The sequence below is a fragment of the Natronobacterium texcoconense genome, assembly GCF_900104065.1.
Lineage (GTDB): Archaea > Halobacteriota > Halobacteria > Halobacteriales > Natrialbaceae > Natronobacterium > Natronobacterium texcoconense.
On the sequence record NZ_FNLC01000002.1, the window covers coordinates 327808 to 344129 of the forward strand.

General features: G+C 61.8%; 18 protein-coding genes and 3 pseudogenes. 8 read left to right on the forward strand and 13 right to left on the reverse strand.

Annotation, left to right across the window (positions count from 1 at the left end; translation table 11 throughout):
* Positions 1 to 87: 87 nt before the first annotated feature.
* Complete coding sequence (locus BLR35_RS08990; protein WP_090380669.1) at positions 88 to 1206, forward strand: DUF354 domain-containing protein; 1119 nt, start codon at positions 88 to 90, stop codon at positions 1204 to 1206.
* Between the two features lie 15 nt (positions 1207 to 1221).
* Here the strand turns inward: BLR35_RS08990 and BLR35_RS08995 are convergent.
* The 3 genes and pseudogenes from BLR35_RS08995 to BLR35_RS09005 all read right to left on the reverse strand — a co-directional run.
* Positions 1222 to 1695: pseudogene (locus tag BLR35_RS08995) on the reverse strand (MFS transporter); the annotation flags it as partial.
* Positions 1696 to 1726: 31 nt separating this feature from the next.
* Complete coding sequence (locus BLR35_RS09000) at positions 1727 to 3004, reverse strand: RNA-guided endonuclease InsQ/TnpB family protein (RefSeq protein ID WP_090380673.1); 1278 nt, start codon at positions 3002 to 3004, stop codon at positions 1727 to 1729.
* The gene (locus BLR35_RS09005; RefSeq protein ID WP_090380676.1) at positions 3001 to 3156 is read right to left on the reverse strand and encodes a DUF2080 family transposase-associated protein; all 156 of its coding nucleotides are present in this window, start codon (positions 3154 to 3156) and stop codon (positions 3001 to 3003) included. The genes BLR35_RS09000 and BLR35_RS09005 overlap by 4 nt, the downstream gene beginning before the upstream one ends.
* Before the next feature lie 53 nt (positions 3157 to 3209).
* Here BLR35_RS09005 and tnpA point away from each other — a divergent pair.
* Positions 3210 to 3599, forward strand: a pseudogene (gene tnpA / locus BLR35_RS09010) (IS200/IS605 family transposase); the annotation flags it as partial.
* A 79-nt stretch (positions 3600 to 3678) separates the two neighbouring features.
* Here tnpA and BLR35_RS09015 read toward each other — a convergent pair.
* Both BLR35_RS09015 and BLR35_RS09020 read right to left on the reverse strand, forming a co-directional pair.
* Positions 3679 to 5007 (reverse strand): hypothetical protein, encoded by a 1329-nt coding sequence (locus BLR35_RS09015; protein WP_090380679.1) that lies wholly within the window; start codon positions 5005 to 5007, stop codon positions 3679 to 3681.
* Complete coding sequence (locus tag BLR35_RS09020; protein ID WP_090382884.1) at positions 5004 to 6041, reverse strand: polysaccharide deacetylase family protein; 1038 nt, start codon at positions 6039 to 6041, stop codon at positions 5004 to 5006. Before BLR35_RS09020 ends, BLR35_RS09015 begins: the two co-directional genes overlap by 4 nt.
* 337 nt (positions 6042 to 6378) lie before the next feature.
* Here BLR35_RS09020 and BLR35_RS09025 point away from each other — a divergent pair, with 337 nt between their 5' ends.
* From BLR35_RS09025 to BLR35_RS09040, 4 genes are all read left to right on the forward strand, one after another.
* Positions 6379 to 7104, forward strand: a complete 726-nt coding sequence (locus BLR35_RS09025) for an alpha/beta hydrolase family protein (protein ID WP_090380682.1) — start codon at positions 6379 to 6381, stop codon at positions 7102 to 7104.
* Positions 7105 to 7166: 62 nt separating this feature from the next.
* Positions 7167 to 7886 (forward strand): hypothetical protein, encoded by a 720-nt coding sequence (locus BLR35_RS09030; RefSeq protein ID WP_090380685.1) that lies wholly within the window; start codon positions 7167 to 7169, stop codon positions 7884 to 7886.
* Between the two features lie 129 nt (positions 7887 to 8015).
* Positions 8016 to 8363 carry an ArsR/SmtB family transcription factor gene (locus tag BLR35_RS09035; RefSeq protein ID WP_090380688.1) on the forward strand — a complete coding sequence of 116 codons (348 nt, stop codon included), beginning with the start codon at positions 8016 to 8018 and terminating at the stop codon, positions 8361 to 8363.
* The gene (locus tag BLR35_RS09040; protein WP_090380691.1) at positions 8360 to 8668 is read left to right on the forward strand and encodes a DUF7521 family protein; all 309 of its coding nucleotides are present in this window, start codon (positions 8360 to 8362) and stop codon (positions 8666 to 8668) included. The genes BLR35_RS09035 and BLR35_RS09040 overlap by 4 nt, the downstream gene beginning before the upstream one ends.
* Before the next feature lie 363 nt (positions 8669 to 9031).
* Here BLR35_RS09040 and BLR35_RS09045 read toward each other — a convergent pair whose 3' ends face one another.
* Positions 9032 to 9421 (reverse strand): hypothetical protein, encoded by a 390-nt coding sequence (locus tag BLR35_RS09045; RefSeq protein WP_090380694.1) that lies wholly within the window; start codon positions 9419 to 9421, stop codon positions 9032 to 9034.
* Between the two features lie 68 nt (positions 9422 to 9489).
* Here BLR35_RS09045 and BLR35_RS09050 point away from each other — a divergent pair, with 68 nt between their 5' ends.
* Positions 9490 to 10305 (forward strand): AAC(3) family N-acetyltransferase, encoded by an 816-nt coding sequence (locus tag BLR35_RS09050; protein ID WP_090380696.1) that lies wholly within the window; start codon positions 9490 to 9492, stop codon positions 10303 to 10305.
* Positions 10306 to 10308: 3 nt separating this feature from the next.
* Here BLR35_RS09050 and BLR35_RS09055 read toward each other — a convergent pair whose 3' ends face one another.
* The 5 genes from BLR35_RS09055 to BLR35_RS09075 all read right to left on the reverse strand — a co-directional run bounded on the left by BLR35_RS09055 (position 10309) and on the right by BLR35_RS09075 (position 14106).
* Entirely contained in the window at positions 10309 to 11820 is a 1512-nt protein-coding gene (locus tag BLR35_RS09055; RefSeq protein ID WP_090380699.1) for an MATE family efflux transporter, read from the reverse strand.
* Between the two features lie 93 nt (positions 11821 to 11913).
* The gene (locus BLR35_RS09060) at positions 11914 to 12315 is read right to left on the reverse strand and encodes a universal stress protein (protein ID WP_090380701.1); all 402 of its coding nucleotides are present in this window, start codon (positions 12313 to 12315) and stop codon (positions 11914 to 11916) included.
* Between the two features lie 223 nt (positions 12316 to 12538).
* Entirely contained in the window at positions 12539 to 13036 is a 498-nt protein-coding gene (locus BLR35_RS09065; RefSeq protein ID WP_244510213.1) for a hypothetical protein, read from the reverse strand.
* Positions 13037 to 13407: 371 nt separating this feature from the next.
* Positions 13408 to 13749 carry a hypothetical protein gene (locus BLR35_RS09070; RefSeq protein WP_090380707.1) on the reverse strand — a complete coding sequence of 114 codons (342 nt, stop codon included), beginning with the start codon at positions 13747 to 13749 and terminating at the stop codon, positions 13408 to 13410.
* Positions 13750 to 13833: 84 nt separating this feature from the next.
* On the reverse strand, positions 13834 to 14106 hold the full coding sequence (locus BLR35_RS09075; protein ID WP_090380710.1) for an MTH865 family protein: 273 nt from the start codon (positions 14104 to 14106) through the stop codon (positions 13834 to 13836).
* Positions 14107 to 14204: 98 nt separating this feature from the next.
* Here BLR35_RS09075 and BLR35_RS09080 point away from each other — a divergent pair, with 98 nt between their 5' ends.
* Positions 14205 to 15431 (forward strand): thiolase family protein, encoded by a 1227-nt coding sequence (locus tag BLR35_RS09080; RefSeq protein ID WP_090380714.1) that lies wholly within the window; start codon positions 14205 to 14207, stop codon positions 15429 to 15431.
* Positions 15432 to 15679: 248 nt separating this feature from the next.
* Here the strand turns inward: BLR35_RS09080 and BLR35_RS09085 are convergent.
* Positions 15680 to 15963 (reverse strand): annotated as a pseudogene (locus tag BLR35_RS09085) (type II toxin-antitoxin system RelE family toxin).
* The gene (locus BLR35_RS09090; RefSeq protein WP_090380717.1) at positions 15956 to 16240 is read right to left on the reverse strand and encodes a ribbon-helix-helix domain-containing protein; all 285 of its coding nucleotides are present in this window, start codon (positions 16238 to 16240) and stop codon (positions 15956 to 15958) included. The pseudogene BLR35_RS09085 and the gene BLR35_RS09090 overlap by 8 nt, the downstream one beginning before the upstream one ends.
* Between the last annotated feature and the right edge of the window lie 82 nt (positions 16241 to 16322).

Here is a 16322-nt window from a genome sequence, read left to right on the forward strand (position 1 = left end):
GCGTCCGCCGGCCGTTACGATCGGTACGAGCCTGATAACAAACCCCCTCGACGGCTCACCGTTCGATCAGGAGACGATACCGTCAGCATGAGATACCTGTTCTTCACGAACACGCCGGCCCACGTCCATCTGTACAAACACGCGATCGGGCGACTCGCGGATCGCGGGGACGAGGTCCTCGTCCTGGCCCGGGACTACACCTGTACGGTCGACCTGCTCGAGTGGTACGACCTCCCCTTCGAGGTCTACGGCTCGTGTGACACCTCCAAGGGGTCGCTGCTGAGTCGGCTGCCGGCCCACTACGCGCGAGCGATCCGGCTCGCCCGGCGCTACGATCCCGATCTGATCTTCGGGATGGGTGGCTACGCGGCTCACACCGGTGCCGTCGTCCGGACGCCGACGGTGTTGTTGATCGATTCCGAGCCAGCCTCGTTCGATCACACCATCTCGACGCCCTTTGCCAGGGCCGTCCTCACCCCCAACACATTCCGGAAAGACCTCGGCGAACATCACTACGTCTTCCCCGGATTCAAGGAGTGTGCGTACCTCTACCCCGAGACGTACGAGCCAAATCCCGAGATCCGCGACCAGCTCGGCCTCGAGACCGACGAGCCCTACGCCATCCTCCGGCTCAACGCCTTCGGCTCCCAGCACGACGTCGGCAAACGCGGGCTGACTGGCCCGGATCGCCGCCGAATCGTCGAACGACTCGCCGAGGACGTCACAGTGTTGATCTCCGACGAGAGCGGCGAGGCCGACCTCGAGGATCTTCCAGCACGCCGGTTCGATCTCCATCCGGCGCTGATGCACGACGCGCTCGCCGAGGCGAGTCTGCTCGTGGCCGACACGCAGACGATGGTCACGGAGGCTGCCCTGCTCGGAACCCCCGCGATCCGCTCGAACTCTTTCGTCGGCGACGACGACATGGGGAACTTCGTCGCACTCGAGAACCAGGGATTGATCCACAACGTCGCCAACGCGGAGGGGATCGTAGAGCGCGTCGACGACCTGCTCGAGGACGAGACCGTCGACGAGACCTGGCAGCGGCGTCGCGACGAGTTCCTCGCGGACAAGGCGAACCTCACGGAGATCATCGTCGACGTGGCGACGGTTCGCGGAGCGGTCGAAGAACTGGAATCGGTACGCCAGTTCGGACGACGACCAGAACGCGACCCAGTCCAGTCGGTCGGCGTGGGTGGCGACTGACGCGGCAATCCGAGTTCAGGTTCGAGGCATCCGTAGCGTCAACAGTATTGCGACGGCCATGATCGCGGCCAGAGCGAAATACCCCTGATCGAAGAAACCGTACTCGGCGACCACGCCGAATATCACCGGTCCGCCGGCACCGAGCGTCGCTGTCGCCGTTCGAATGACGCCCAGGCCTGTTCCCTGCATCTCCGCCGAGAACGAGTCAGCCAGGTACGACTGCGTGATTGCACCCGAGCCGAGCATCGTGCTGATGAGAGCGGTAACACCGACGAGGGCCCAGAGATTCTCGACCATCGGAAGCAGGCCGAATCCGACGACCGGCGGGATCAGGATACTCACCAGCGAGCCGCGCATCCCGATTCGGTCGTATGCGGCTCCAGCGACCGGTTTGACGACGACGCCGACGGCGAAGAACAGTCCGAACAGGACACTCGCCACCGCCGGCGAGAGCTCCTTAACGCTCGTCAGGTACGTCGGGTGAACCGCCTCGGGGTCAAGCCCCGAGGCTTCCCATGGATTAATCAGACACTCCCATCCGACCATCGGCTTGATAACCTCGGGTAGTCGGGTGGGTCACGGTCGGGGCGTCCACGGCCCCCGATGCCTGCCGTCGCACCTTCCGAACAACGGGAAGGCTGTTGAGAGCAGGCACATTCCAATCTTGGTGTTTCTCGATGCCTTTCACAGCGATGTTGACGCTTGCACCACGGTCACTGTGGTCTTGATGCCCACAGTCTCGGCACTTAAACCGCTTCTTGTTGCGGTTTGCACGCTCTGTATGTCCACACATCGGACACCGTTGGCTGGTATATTCAGGATTAATCCAACCAGTCGGGATGCCCTCGAACGAGGCCTTGTACGACGTGTAGTATTGGAGCGCACGGAACGGCAGGTGGTGCAAGCGGCGGTTCATCCGTGTGCCGTAGTCGATACTGTCGCGCATCTCTTTGAGGTCTTCAAAGACGATGCACGGTTTCTCGAACTGACGGCTCCACTCCACGATATGCCGTGACACCTTGTGGAGCCGATCACAGACGAACCGTTCCTCCCGTCCTTCGAGCGTGTCGTGAATGCTGTCCTTCCCCGTGTTCTGGACACGCTTTCGCATTGTGAAATAGCGGTGGCGCTCAAATTTGATTTCGGGGAAGTCGATGACCAGCGTGTCCTCAACTCCATCTTCGGAGAGAGCGGTAACAGCCACGTTGTCCTCGTTCACGTCCACACCGACGACTGTCCGTGAGTCCTGCTTGTCTCGAACTGTCTTTTCGGTGTTGGTGACGTTGATGTGCAGCTCGGCGGTGTCGTTATGGAACAGGGCTTCTGCCGTCCCGATGTTCCACTCGTCACTTTCGAGTGCAATCTTGAGAATGTCGAGGTGGGTGTCACTCCCTTGGAGAACGCCCTTGACGTGCTTGTACGGCTTCGCGCTAATGCGAAACGCCACGTCGCCGTCGTCAGTGAGTGACAGGTTGTACCCCTCCTCGTAGTTCGCACGAAGTGGGTACGTGCCGTCCTTCGTGTGACTCGGAAGTCCGAAGTCGTCGTACTCGTGGTAGTTCTCCATCGCGCCGAGTGCTTTGGCGACGACTCGCTGAGTCGTGTTCTTCACGAGATCGGCGTCGTCGGCCACTCGGTCAGGGATCGCATTCCAGTCTACGCCTTCTTTTGCCAGTCGGATCGTCTCGTTGTACACCGACCGGGCTTCAAGCGTGGCGTCGTACAACAGACCCTCGTTGTCACTGTGGGTGTCGAGTTGGAAGTCCAGCGTCTTGACGAGGGGCTGTGAGTCGGTCATTCGTCGTCTTTTTCAGTGGGTTCTGAGGTGCGGACGACTTTCACGTCAGCCCCACGCCAGCGTTTGGGAACGGTGACGTGGGCACTGTTCCCGAACGGTTTGACCTCACCATCGAGAACTTCCTCACCGTCGATTTGAAATCGATTCGCCATACCTACGTATATCCTTTGGATATACTTAACTGTGTCGGTGGAGTGGGTTCGATATGGGCGAGAAGCGGTCGAATCACACGGTGTACAACGTCAACTACCATTTCGTGTGGTGTCCGAAGTATCGCCACGCGATTCTCGAACCAATCGAGGACTCGCTGGAAGCGAGTTTCCGCGACGTGTGCGACGAGTACGGTTACGAGATACTGTCGTTACATATCTCACCCGACCACGTACACCTGTTCCTCTCCGCTCACCCGAAACACGCACCGAGCGACATAGTACGGGCGATCAAGAGTATCACGGCACGAAAGATGTGGAAACAACACGAACCGTACTTGGAGGAGTATCTGTGGGGTGGTGGGTTCTGGGAACAGTCATACTACATTGGAACGGCAGGACAGGTTTCAAGCAAGACTATTGAACGCTATATCGAACGAACAGACACGTTTGAGTGTCGGCTTCACCCTCGGGGTCAAGCCCCGAGGCACTCGCCTTGTTCTTCTGTAGAACGAACGATCCGGGCTACGTAGACTGCGAGCGCGCTCTCGCCGCCCACGCAGCGGTCAGAAGCAAGAGAACGCCCGCAGCGACGCCGAGTTCGAACCCGGGAACCGACGAGGCATAGCCCTCGGCCGTGGATCGGGGCTCCTGGGTTTCCGCGACGGTCAGCCCCTCGAGCGAAGACACCTCCGCGGTGAAGTGGTAGGCTGCACCCGTCTCGTCGGTCAGGGCCGTCTCGGATTCGTTCCACTCGCCGCCGTCGTTCTCGTAGAGTGCGACGTGGTCGGGCTCGAGGTCGTGTTCGTCGAGCGTGGCGGCGTCGACGCTGAACGTGACCGTCGCCGTGACGTCCTCCGGACCGGAGCTCGCGAGCGAACCGATCGATTCGCTATCGCTGGGGGAGGCCGGGAGTCCCTCGGGCTGGCTGCTCTCGAAGGCGAACGTCCCGGAGCCCTCGAGGTCGGTCACGTCGACCCGCTCGAACTGGACGCCATCGTCGCTTCCGTTCGTCGGCTGGAGGCGAACGACGTCGTCCGCCGAAGCGTCGTCGACGGTAGCGGTGATGCCGTCGCCGGTTCGGTCGTAGGTCACCGAGGGATCGTCGCAGGTGCCGGTCCGGATCGTCACCGGTTCGGAGAGCGAGGTGAGTTCCGAGCGGTCGGGGTTGTTCGCGTCACCCGAGAGGACGTGCCACTCCTCGATCTCGCCGCCGTCGTACCAGTCGGGGTCGTAGAGGTCGTCGTTCTCGTAGTACTCGGCGTCCTCGTTGAACGCCGGGTGGACGGTAACCGCGAACGGATCGTTGAGGCCGCCCTGGATCGCGCCGCCGCCAGTGCGACTCTCGATCCAGATCCAGTCGGCGCTGGCCCAGCCGTCGCCGCGGTCGAACTCGTCCATGTTTGTCGGCCCGTCGTAGTCGTCGTTCTTGACCTCCCAGTCGGCCTCGTGGGGGAGTCCGACGACATCGAAGGTCGCGACGCCGCCGGTCGTGTTCCCGTCGACCCGGTCGTGGACCATCACGAGGCTAACGCCGTCCGTCCCCTCGTGGAGGAAGAGAAGACTCGCGTTGTTCTCCTGGAGGTGGTCGGTTCCGTAAGAGCTGTACATCCGATCGACTCCCTCGGGATGGGTCTCGTGGTTTCGGTAGTCGTAGAACGAGTCGACGGACTCGGACGTCGACAGCGGTTCGATCTGCTGGCAGGCGTCGCCCTGCTCGACCACGTAGGAGTGGACCGACGTATTGTCCTCGTCGGACTGGGCGACCGCGCCGCCGGCAATGCCGCCGACGCTCCCGAGGACGACGAGCACGACGACTGCGACGACCATCAGTCCCCGCTTGCGCCCGGTCATGATTCACCCCTCGCGGCCGACAGATCGCTCCGTAGTGGCCTGGTCGTCGCGGGTTCGGCACTGTCGTCAACGGTTCGTTCTCGAGTCGTCTCTCGGGTTCGCCCGTCCGCGTCTTCGACTTCGGCGGACTGCAGGTCGTCCGACTCGAGCGTCTCGCAGAATCCCTGCGGTGAGCCGATCCAGGCCCCCATCTCCGCTGCTCGCTCGACGAGCCAGCGGTAGAGTCGTCGGTAGCCGGGGAACTCCCGCTCGCTGAAGAAGCGTGGATGCCACAGGGCCGTCATCACGGCGTCGTTCTCGGCGGCCTCAGTCAGCAGTCGCTCGCAGGCTCTTCTGGCGGCCTCGAACTCCTCGTCCGGATCCGGCAGTGCCTGATCCATGATCGTCAGCGGGAAGACCAGGAAGTCGTCTCCGAACGGCCGTCGTGGGCGGTAGCCGTGGTAGAACCCACACGCCGTCGTCGAACCGAGACTCGCGTCGTACTCGAGGCCGATCTCCCGATAATGGCGCCACGTCTCGGGGACCGACAGCCGGAGGTGGTGCTGTCGGCCGCCCGAAATCGAGTCGCCGACGACGCGCTCGAGTACGTCCTTCTCTTCGCGGAGCCGCGTTCGGTCGTCGCGGGTGTGATAGGAGCCGTGCAGACCGATTTCCCAGCCGCCGCCCTCGAGCCGTTCGACGACGTCGACGAGGTCGTCCTCGGTGAGGTCGTACCGCCCGAGGTGTTGAACCCAGTGTGCCGGCGAGAGCCAGTCCCGGACCGGCCGGTCCCTGAACAGGTGCTGTTCGTTCAGGAAGTAAAACGCCGATCGAACGCCCAGGTCGTCCTCGAGGGCCATGATCTCCTCGAACTGCCAGTAGGGGTTGTCGTCGCCGAGGACTGTCCGGAGGTGGTAGGCCGGACGCTCCTGGGTCGCATAGTACAGCCCACGAAGCCCCTTGTACGGACGGTCGACGTCGTGAGTGAGGCAGAGCGCGAACTCGGCGTCTTCTGGGAGGGCGTCTGCCTCGAGCGCGCGATCGAATTCGGTCATGATCGTCCTCCGGGGGTTGCAGGAGTTCGCCGTCGGTGAGTCAGCCGCTCGCGGTCGCGTTTCGAGGTCGGACGCGTCGCTCTCGTCGGGGGCCGATCGGGGGCGGGCGTGCCGACCGACACCGTCACCATCGAGCGAAAACAGTTCTGAATCGGTTCGGTCATCTCGTCCGTACACTCATCCTGATCGACAGGATAGTAAATGAGGCCGTACTCGCTCTCTCACACGTTCCTCCCGTTTTCGGTCGGGTTACGGGCCACCTACCGGCGATTCCACGGGTGACTGGCCGCGCGAGCGCGACGAACGACTAACGTACTCGAGTCCCTACCACACGCCGATGGCCGAAACCCACTCCGTTCCGGTGATCGACGACGAATCGGTCGTCGCCACTCGACACTACGCCCCCTCGAGTAGCCACGATCCCTGGTTCGTCTGCTGTCACGGCTTTCTCAGCGACAGGTCGGGAAGCTACGAACGCCGGTGTCGGCGGGCCACGGCCGAGGGATACGACGCCGTCCGGTTCGACTTCCGCGGCTGTGGCGACGCCGACGGCTCGTTCGCCGACGCGACACTCGGCAGTCGTCTCGCCGACCTCGAGGCCGTCCTCGACTACTTCGATCCACCGTCGGTCGTCCTCTTCGGCTCGAGTTTCGGTGGCAAGGTCGCGTTCCACGCTGCCGTCGACGACGACCGAGTCGAGGCGATCATCGCGAGAGCACCGGTGACGTACAATCGAGCGTTCGACGACTACCGCGCGGTCGTCGACCGTGAGGGCGAGTGCCGGTTCGACGACGGGAGATACGTCGACGACCGCTTCTTCGAAGATTTCGACGCCTACAGCTTCGACGACGTGGTCGACGCCCTGACGGTCCCGACCACGATCGTTCACGGACGCGAGGACGCGTCGGTTCCCGTCGACGACAGTTTCGAGGCCGCTCGACGTCTCGAGACCGACGTCGTCCTCCGGGCGATACCCGACGAGGGCCATCGGTTCTCGTCGACTGCCGAGGAGAAACTGCTCGACTCGACGTTCGACCGGCTCGAGCGACTCGAGGATGGGTAACCCCGCTGGATAGCACGGAACCCCCAGAAGACTTTTGATATCTGCATTATGATTGTATTCCGATGAATTCGCGACTCCTTCTTCTCTTTGCTCTCCTCGTCGCCGTTCTTCTGCCACTGAGTCTCTTCACGGTTCCCGGCCTCTACCTCGAACCGACGAACACACAGCGGTACGCGGTCGCTCACGAATCGACGGTCGCGTTCGATTCGACCGTCGTCCAGACCGACCTCGAGGCCAGCGATACAACGCCGATAACCGAACTCTCGCCGTCGACACAGCAGGCGTTCGCCGACGCAAAAGCGTCGGGAGACGCCCGGTCGGGGTGGGCGGCAGTGGAGATCACCGTCTGTCACGAACTGGCGGTCGTCTGTAACGGCTACGACGAAGCACCCGCGTTCCCGGAAGACGCCACCGGGAACGCCGACGAATGGCCGGCCGACACCTACGGGATCGTCGACGACGACGGCGATCGATACGTGGTCGAAACTCACCGAAGCGGTAGCCTCGGATTCGGCTTCCTGGTCGTCTATCCACTCGTCCTGGTTTCGTTCACGCTGTACGGACTCTACCTCGCGGTCGTTGCGCTCAGGTACCGCAACGCGAACCCGCTGAAAGTCCTGGGAAGTGCCGGCGACGGGCTTATTTTCCTCGTTTGGCCGTCGATCGTCGCAGCCGTCGGCGTCGCTGACCCGCTTCTGTTCGTCGTCCTTCCGTTGACGCTGTTGCCGATCGCCGCGATCGTCGTCTCGATTGGTATCACTATATTGAAAAAGTGGGTGTGAGATTCGAAACTATACGTCTTTGGCTCCAAAAGTGCGAAATACAGCACGAACTGCCGGCCGAACCGAGCGTTTTCTCGGTCAGAAAAACCGGACCGTTTTTGATACTGATGCCGGAACGATCGGGTACCAGTGAGTGAGGAGACGGATCTGTCGACGGTACTTGCCGTCCTCGACGACGAGTACGCCCGGGAGATCCTCACCCATACGAGCGTCGAACCCATGTCTGCCAGTACCCTGAGCGAACGGTGTGACGCGTCCCTGCCGACGATCTATCGCCGTCTCGATCGTCTCGAGGAGTGTCGCCTCGTCACCGAAGAAACGGAACTCGCCCCCGACGGAAACCACTACAGCGTCTACAGCGCGAACCTCGAGCGACTCGAGTTGACGCTCGAGGATGGCACGTTCGACCTCGAACTCTCGTACCGGGAGGAAGACGTCGCGGACAGGTTCACTCGTATGTGGGAGGGGATACGATGAGCGACGTCGTCAGGATCGGCGATGCGTCGCCGTTCGAACTTCTGACGATCGTGAGTCTCTTCCTCGTCGCACTGATCGGGACGGTCATCGCATACCAGGCCTATCGCGGCTACCGGCGCAACGACGCACCGTCGATGTTCTATCTCGCCGTTGGACTGCTCTTTCTCACGCTCTGTCCGTTTCTCGTGAACGTAACGATCAATACGCTCCTCGACACGGAACAGATCGTGATCGTTTTCGTCGAGAACGTCAGCCGTCTCTTCGGACTCGTCGCGATTACGTACTCGCTGTACGGACAGCACTGACGAGCAACGTCAGGCGGTACTGGGTGCAGACGACGCTTGGCAGCACTGACTGCAGGAGTCGAAATGCGTACCGACCGCAACAGGGCCGAAGCAACGCGGACCAGCAGGGGGAAATCGGACAGATGGGGGCGAACGGTCGAGCGACGTGACGCGATGCCACGGGGCAAAGTGGCGGTCTCGCGCCGGTAGTGTCGCTCGACCGGCGGTCGGGAAGCGGGGGGATCACTCAGGCGTGGAAGATCCGGCCTGTGACCGCCCCATCACCGGTTTCGATCGCCCCCATATTAGTGGTCCAAGTGCGTTTTCTGGGTCGGAAAATACCGTCTGACAGTCGTCAACGTGGAACTGACTCGAGCCGGGCGATCATTCCGAACGAGATGCACGATAGCCGGCGACGGACTCCGTGACGAGATACGCGATCGACGTGACGACGATCACGACGAGGCCGATCGTTCGGAGTTCGATCGTCCCAACGCTTCTCTCCCCACCATAGAAGACTGCAGTTCCACCTGCAAGAAGAACGGCGAGTACCGCCAGATAGCGCCATCGGGCCGCAACTGGCACCATACCGTCCTCGCCGCGGAGAGCGAGGTAGAGGTGAGAGCCACCGAGAACGAGTCCGTAGAACAGCAGGAACGTCACGACCGATGCGGGTCCGGTTTCCGGACCCGCATCGAACGGCGTGAGCAAGGCCAGGGCCAGAAATCCCAGGAGGACGGCACGGACGTGAATCACCGTTTCGCGAGAGACCATAGGAGACGTTGAGAGCCTGATAGCAAAACGTTTGTGTAGGGTCCCACCGATCGGATTTTTAGAAGTCAATGGAAGAAACGCTTCCCGACGAACGATCCCCAGAACCGATCACGGTCGATTCGATAACGCGTGACCTCCGCGCGCTCGGCCTCGAGAGCGGTGAGACGGTGCTCGTCCACGGCTCGCTCTCCTCGCTCGGCTGGGTCTGTGGCGGCGCTCCCGCGGTCGTCGACGCTCTCCAGCGCGTCATCGGCGAGGACGGAACGATCGTGATGCCCACGCACTCGCCCGGAAACAGGGATCCCACGAATATGGGCAAGCCGCCCGTTCCCGACTCGTGGTACGACACCATCCGCGAACGGATGCCGCCGTACCGACCAGCCGTGACGCCCACTCATGGAATGGGAGCGATCGCCGAATGCTTTCGCTCCTATCCCGGCGTCCGCCGGAGCCGTCACCCCCAGCACTCGTTTGCCGCGTGGGGTTCCGACGCCGAGTTCGTCACCGAGGACCACTCCTACGACTACTCACTCGGCGAGGAGTCACCGCTGGCCCGGGTCTACGACCTCGCGGGCGACGTACTGTTCCTGGGGACGACCCACGCGACGAACACCTCCCTCCACCTCGCCGAGTATCGCGCCGACCTCGATCTCGAGGTGACCGACCACGCCAGCGCGGTGCTCGTCGACGGCGACCGAGAGTGGCTCGAGTGGGAGGACCTCGCGGTCGACGACGAAGACTTCCCGGATTGTGGGGCTGCGTTCGAGCGAGAACGTCCCGAAGCGGTCGACACCGGCTCCGTCGGCGTCGGCGAGGCGAAACTCCTCGCCCAGCGACCGCTCGTGGACTTCGCAGTCGAGTGGTTCGAATCGAACCGCGACTAAGTATCAATCGTCGCTCGCCACTGCATCGGGTCGGTAACCACGACTGATCGCCTTCCAGCGACCGGTCCAGAACCGGTAGTAGTTGATCACCGCGGGAACGGCTGTCTCGGCGAGGAAGGCCAGGTAGAGTCCGAGCAGGCCGATCGGTGCGATCGAGACGCCGGGAACGGTCACGCCCAGCAGGGGAACGGTCGTCGACGGGATCGTGAAGCCGATAGCACCCAGGTAGGTAAGCGGAATCGCGAGTCCGAACATCCCGAGCAGTTGGCTGTAGAAGGGCCATCGCGTGTCGCCGCTTGCCTTCAACGCGCCGTCGGCACCCGTCGCAACGCCTTTCAGGAGGATGGCGAAACAGGCGACCTGGACGAGCGCCACCGTCGTCCCGACCGCGAGTTCGGCCGGATCGTCGGTAAACAGGAGAACGATCGGCTCCGCGAACGCGAAGACGATCACGGCACCGACGGCGTAGACGGCGGTGGCGAACAGGACGATTTCCATCCCGAACCGCTCGGCACGTCGTTCGTCGCCAGTGCCGAGTTCCTGACCGACGAGACTCGAGGCGGCGAGCCCGAAGCCCCAGCCGGGCGTGTTCATCAGCCCCCAGATCCGGCGGGCGATGACGTAGGCCGAGACGGTGTCCTGCCCGAAGACGTCGACGATGGCGAGCAGCGGGAACTCCGCGACGGTCCAGACCAGTTTCGATCCGAGCACGGGGAGTCCGATCGTCGTCAGATCACGGATCGTCGACGCGTGGAGGTAGCTCCCGACGGGATCGACGCTGACGGGGAACTGGCCGGCACCCGGTAATCGGCCCGCGACCAACCCGATTGCGAACGTCGCAGACACCACGACGTTGGCGAGGACCGTCCCGATCGCTGCGCCGGCGACGCCCATGCCGAGTCCGAAGATCAACAGGGCGTTGATGACGATGTTGGCGACTGCACCGCCGGCCCGGACGACCATCGGCGTCCAGGCGTCGTCCATCCCGACGAACGTCCGACTGCCGATCAGGTTCAGCCCCGCGAACGGAATCCCGAGCCCGACGATCTTGAGGTACTCCGCACCCAGTTCGATCGCTTCGGGGTCGGAGCTGAGCAGCGAGATTAGTTCCGCCGGGAAGTACCAGAACGTGGCGGTGATCGGCAGCGTGACGATCACGACCAGCAGGGCACTCGAGCGGACGGCCTGTCCCAGTTGACCGAACGCGTCGGCACCGTACCGCTGTGAGACAAGCGCGATCGTGCCGCCCGCGACGCCGCCGCCGAACGCGAAGGCCAGCCCCCAGAACGGAGAAGCGAATCCGACGCCGGCGATGGCCGCCGATCCGACGCCGATACCGACCATCGCGACGTCGACCGCGTTCTTCGACATCCGGGCCAGTCCCGTGACGATCCGCGGCCAGGCGAGGTCCGTGGTACGGCGCGCACGCTCGGCTTCGATCAGGCCGAGTTTCGCCAGCGCGAGCCCGATCCAGAGGATAGCGAGCCGGATCGGGTTCGGAAAGCGCCGTCCCACGGGAATCGGATCGGCGTTATCACCTTCAATTAAAAGGCCTTCTCGAGGCGGCAGACGGAACCGGTTTCGAATCGATACACAGTACCACGATCGTCACTCGACGACGAGGACGGGCTTCGACGCTGATTCGGCGACCTGGTTCGAGACGCTCTTGCTCAAGAACCGCTCGAGGCCGCGATTCCGGCCCATGACGATCAGGTCGACGTTCTGCTCGTCGGCGTACTCGAGGATCGCCCGGTGGCGGAGTCCGTGCTGTACCTGCGCTTGCACGTCCGAGACGCCCGCCTCCCTTGCCTGATCAGCGACGTACGCGACCGCTTCCTCACCGATCGGCTCGAGATCGTCGAAGTCGATTCCGGGCGCGATTTCGGCGGAGTTGATGACGTACAGGGCGTGTAAGGTCGCGTCGTGGGCGACCGCGAGCCCGACGGCTTCCTCGATCGCTCGCTCGGTGTTTTCTCGACCGTCGGTCGGAACCAGAATGGCGTCGTACATCGTGTCGAGGTTCGACCACGACCCTAAAGACGGTTTCCCGCGTTGGTAGGATCAGTAGTTGAAAACACGACGGCTCAGTACTTCCCCAGGTTCCCGTTAGCGTTAGTTCGCAACCTGTCGATGAGGGATTTCGAGGCGATACCTATCGTCGTCCTCGGCGCAACCAGTCGCGCCCGGCGCCCGGTAGTCGGTGTCCAGTGATTGTACCTTCGAATAGCCGAGTTTATTGACGAAGATCAGTACTCTCAGTCGTTCGAGGTCGTATATCCTCGATCGTGTTGTCTAGAGCAGTAAGAATGTCGCTGTCAGACGGTTCAGACTCCAAGCGATACTGGGCGGTAAGAGCAGCCGCAGGAGTAGGCCAAGTGATCACTAGCCGTGAGTCGGGGAGACGTTCCCCAACCATATCCGGGTGCTCAAACGTCTCTTCGTACGCATCAGTTTCAACCCACGATAACCACGTACTCCAGGCTTCCCCGCCAAGTAGCGCGATTACCCGCTTCTGTTTGAGCCACTCGATTGCCTGAGGTGCTGCGATGTCGGGAGTATCTGGTATCACGATGAGGTTAGCGTCCTTCGGCGCGTCTACAATCTGCATCGTATCCGGGATTGAGAGCTCAACGTTTGGATCGATGTAGACTGGATGTTCCTGGAGGTTTTCGTACTCTTTACTGCTGAGTTCCGAACACCCAGCTAACGTTCCTGTGAGTGCAGTTCCCAAGGCAGTAAGAACATGGCGACGAGTCAAACTTTCCGAACTATTACGGGCTTGATTAACAGTCTGTAATTGGGGACAGTCGTACGTGGAGGGCATAGTCGATCAGTCCTGTCTAAAAGTCGTCTTCAGCTCGATTCTAGTAATAAGGTGATACATTCATTATGATAGACATTGTGATTTAATGTCTGGTCGGCTGGTCGACAGAGATATCCTGAAGATGGTGGGATTATTGGAGGTTTTGCAGGTGGTCGAGGCGAATGTCCCGACAATTGACCCCGGAATCAAGACCGACCTCGATCACATCTTCTTTCGTGAGATTGATACTGAGCCGATGACGGCGACTCGCGGAGCGCGTGCCGACGACGCTCGAGTGATTATTCCGGGAACGGCTCCGGGAGGTCGTAGCGGTCGCGAACGTCGGCTACGCAGTTCTCGAGGTCGGGATTGGAGACCGACCAGTCACCGTTGCCGGGAATCCTCGGTGTCCCTTCCTCGAACCCTTCGACCTCACTGACGATGGGGCCGTAGGCGAACTCGCCGAACGCCTCGGAGGCGGAGACCACTCGCCGACCGTCGACGCCGCCGATCGGTTCCGAGATCGTGCCGATGGTCCGCGATTCGTCCCACCAGAACGCGGAGAGGATTACGTCCGCGGGCGTGCCTTCGATTCGAATCGTCTCGCAGTCTAAGAAGTCGACGCTGACCGCGTCTGCCATACCGTCCCGTTCGACGATCGGACGGATGAATCATTTTTCGCGGGCTCGTGACTGTCACGGGACTGGACGGTGGTTTCGCAGGTGTTACTCGGGAAGTTCACCCGCGCTCTGGAGTCCTCGAACGATATCGTCCGCCAGTTCTTCGGGACTCTCGTACGGGAAGTGGTTCAGCGGGTTCACGTCCGATGCCTGCTGGATCTCCATCATCGTCATCGAGAACTCACCAGATTCGAAGGTCGTCGCTGGACCGTCCGGGAGCGTCGGCAACAGCGCCATCGCACCGTGTATCGGATAGTCCGCCTCGCTGAACGCGTCGACGAGTTTCTCCCGGATCTCCTCGGGATCGGGTTCGGCCATACCGGACGTTCGAACGACGGCTGGATAATAGTTCGGCCGCCAGTTCCGGATTGACGCCGTGCGGAACGTCTATATCGGTCCGGAAACACGAATCGACCATGAGAGACGCAGTCATCGTCGACGCCGTTCGGACGCCCTTCGGCGACCGAGGCGGCTCGTTTCGCGACATCCACCCGCAGGATCTCGCGGCGAAACCGCTCGAGGCGCTCGAGCAGCGCAATGGCTTCGATCCCGCGATCGTCGAGGACGTGATCTACGGCTGTGTGACGCCGATCGACGAACAGGGACTGAACATCGGCCGGATCGCGCCGATGGTCGCTGGCTGGGGTGACAGCGTGCCGGGCGTTCAACTCAACCGGATGTGCGGCTCCGGCCAGCAGGCGATCAACTTCGCCGCGACGAACGTCATGGCAGGCCAGCACGACGTCCTCGTCGCCGGCGGCGTCGAACACATGACCCGCGTTCCAATGGGGTCGGACGGTGCCGACGGCCTCGACGGAAACGATACTGTCACCGACACCTACTTCGAACACTTCGACGAGCTGACGAGTCAGGGCGAAGGTGCCGAGCGAATCGCCGACGAGTACGACCTCTCCCGGCGGGACGTCGACGAACTCGCCGTCGACTCCCAGCAACGGTGGGCAGAGGCCTGGGAAGAGGGACGGTACGACGACCAGATCGTTCCCGTCGAGACCGAGTTAGATGGCGAGAAAGGCGAGGCGCCACGCGCCTCGGACAGTCGAACGGGGAGTGAAACGACCCGTGAGACGATTACCGTCGAGAAAGACGGCCATCCGCGGCCCGGAACCGACCTCGAGACGCTCTCCGACCTCCCGCTGGTCTTCCGCGAGGAAGGCGACGGCGTCCACCACCCCGGTAACTCCTCGGGAATCGTCGACGGCTCCGCGGCGGCGCTAATCGCAAGCGAAGAAGCCGCCGCCGAACACGGCTGGGAACCGATGGCCCGGATCGTCGACACCGCAGTCGTCGGCGTCGACCCCGTCACCATGCTCACCGGTCCGATTCCGGCAACCGAGAAAGTACTCGAGAAGAGCGATCTCACGGTCAGCGATATCGACCTCTTCGAGGTCAACGAGGCCTTCGCCTCCGTCGTCGCCGCCTGGCTCGAGGAGACCGGCGCGCCCTGGGAGCGAACGAACGTCAACGGCGGTGCGATCGCACACGGTCACCCGCTGGGCGCGACAGGGACAATGCTGGTAGGCAAACTGGCGCACGAACTCGAGCGCACCGGCGGCGAGATCGGTCTCTCGACGATGTGTATCGGGTTCGGGCAGGGAATCGCGACGATTATCGAACGAGTATAAGCCAGGACGAAATCGCTGGCTCGCTCTCCGAGGTGGAGGCGACTGTTCTCGAAACTGCGATCGGGAGGAGTCGAACTCGATTCAGAGCACGCAGTAATCGGACCGAGAGAGCACTCGGGAAAGCTGTTGACGACGAGAAGCTGGAATAATCGCGTGGCTGCTAGCGATTCTTTCGCTGCTCTACTTTGTTCAGGTCTCGGACTGACGTTACAGAGTTCGTCTACTTTTCCGGTTTCCAGTACAGCTACTCAGTCGTCGTCAGCTGTATACGCGCCTCCACGACGTTTGATTCGAGCAACGACCATTCGGTGCTCGTCTCGATGGAATGTGACCGAAAGACGGAATTCGCCGATACGTACCTTCCGGTGTGGACTGTTCTGAAGTGGTTCACGTAGTCTGGAGGGTCACGCCACGGAGAATCCACGATTTCGTCGAGTTTGTCGATGATGCGCTGCTGCTCAATCGAGTTGAGCGCATCGAGATCGTCCTGTGCTTTCGATGCGAGTTCCCACGTCCAGCCGTCCTCACTCATTCGCGTTGTCAGTGCCGAATTGTTCGCGTACCTCTTGAGAACTCATCGTCCGTTGTTCACGAACGTCCTCTTCGGCTTGGAGGAGTGCAACGAGTTCGTCGCGGTCGAACGTGGGATGTTCGACGGCATCACGCAAGGTATACCGAATAAATTCGCTCCGGCTGTTGAATCCTCGCCCCTGCCACGTGTCTTCGATTTCGTCGAGAAACGACCGTTTGACTTTGAAGTTCACCGTGACGATTTCGTCGTCGCCGTTGTTTGTGGCCGCTTCGGACATACGTCTGTATTACCTGCGTGTTACTGTATGTGTTTCGCCGTCCGAACGCTGAAGCTATTGACGAAAAGAAACAGTAGTAGAG

What these genes read in the sequence shown, in the direction of transcription:
- BLR35_RS09030 (WP_090380685.1), top strand. Translation starts at nt 7,167, where the DNA reads ATGAATTCGCGACTCCTTCTTCTCTTTGCTCTCCTCGTCGCCGTTCTT.
- BLR35_RS09040 (WP_090380691.1), top strand. Translation starts at nt 8,360, where the DNA reads ATGAGCGACGTCGTCAGGATCGGCGATGCGTCGCCGTTCGAACTTCTG.
- BLR35_RS09045 (WP_090380694.1), bottom strand. Translation starts at nt 9,421, where the DNA reads ATGGTCTCTCGCGAAACGGTGATTCACGTCCGTGCCGTCCTCCTGGGA.
- BLR35_RS09090 (WP_090380717.1), bottom strand. Translation starts at nt 16,240, where the DNA reads ATGTCCGAAGCGGCCACAAACAACGGCGACGACGAAATCGTCACGGTG.
- BLR35_RS08990 (WP_090380669.1), top strand. Translation starts at nt 88, where the DNA reads ATGAGATACCTGTTCTTCACGAACACGCCGGCCCACGTCCATCTGTAC.
- BLR35_RS09070 (WP_090380707.1), bottom strand. Translation starts at nt 13,749, where the DNA reads ATGGCAGACGCGGTCAGCGTCGACTTCTTAGACTGCGAGACGATTCGA.
- BLR35_RS09060 (WP_090380701.1), bottom strand. Translation starts at nt 12,315, where the DNA reads ATGTACGACGCCATTCTGGTTCCGACCGACGGTCGAGAAAACACCGAG.
- BLR35_RS09080 (WP_090380714.1), top strand. Translation starts at nt 14,205, where the DNA reads ATGAGAGACGCAGTCATCGTCGACGCCGTTCGGACGCCCTTCGGCGAC.
- BLR35_RS09075 (WP_090380710.1), bottom strand. Translation starts at nt 14,106, where the DNA reads ATGGCCGAACCCGATCCCGAGGAGATCCGGGAGAAACTCGTCGACGCG.
- BLR35_RS09025 (WP_090380682.1), top strand. Translation starts at nt 6,379, where the DNA reads ATGGCCGAAACCCACTCCGTTCCGGTGATCGACGACGAATCGGTCGTC.
- BLR35_RS09015 (WP_090380679.1), bottom strand. Translation starts at nt 5,007, where the DNA reads ATGACCGGGCGCAAGCGGGGACTGATGGTCGTCGCAGTCGTCGTGCTC.
- BLR35_RS09050 (WP_090380696.1), top strand. Translation starts at nt 9,490, where the DNA reads ATGGAAGAAACGCTTCCCGACGAACGATCCCCAGAACCGATCACGGTC.
- BLR35_RS09020 (WP_090382884.1), bottom strand. Translation starts at nt 6,041, where the DNA reads ATGACCGAATTCGATCGCGCGCTCGAGGCAGACGCCCTCCCAGAAGAC.
- BLR35_RS09005 (WP_090380676.1), bottom strand. Translation starts at nt 3,156, where the DNA reads ATGGCGAATCGATTTCAAATCGACGGTGAGGAAGTTCTCGATGGTGAG.
- BLR35_RS09000 (WP_090380673.1), bottom strand. Translation starts at nt 3,004, where the DNA reads ATGACCGACTCACAGCCCCTCGTCAAGACGCTGGACTTCCAACTCGAC.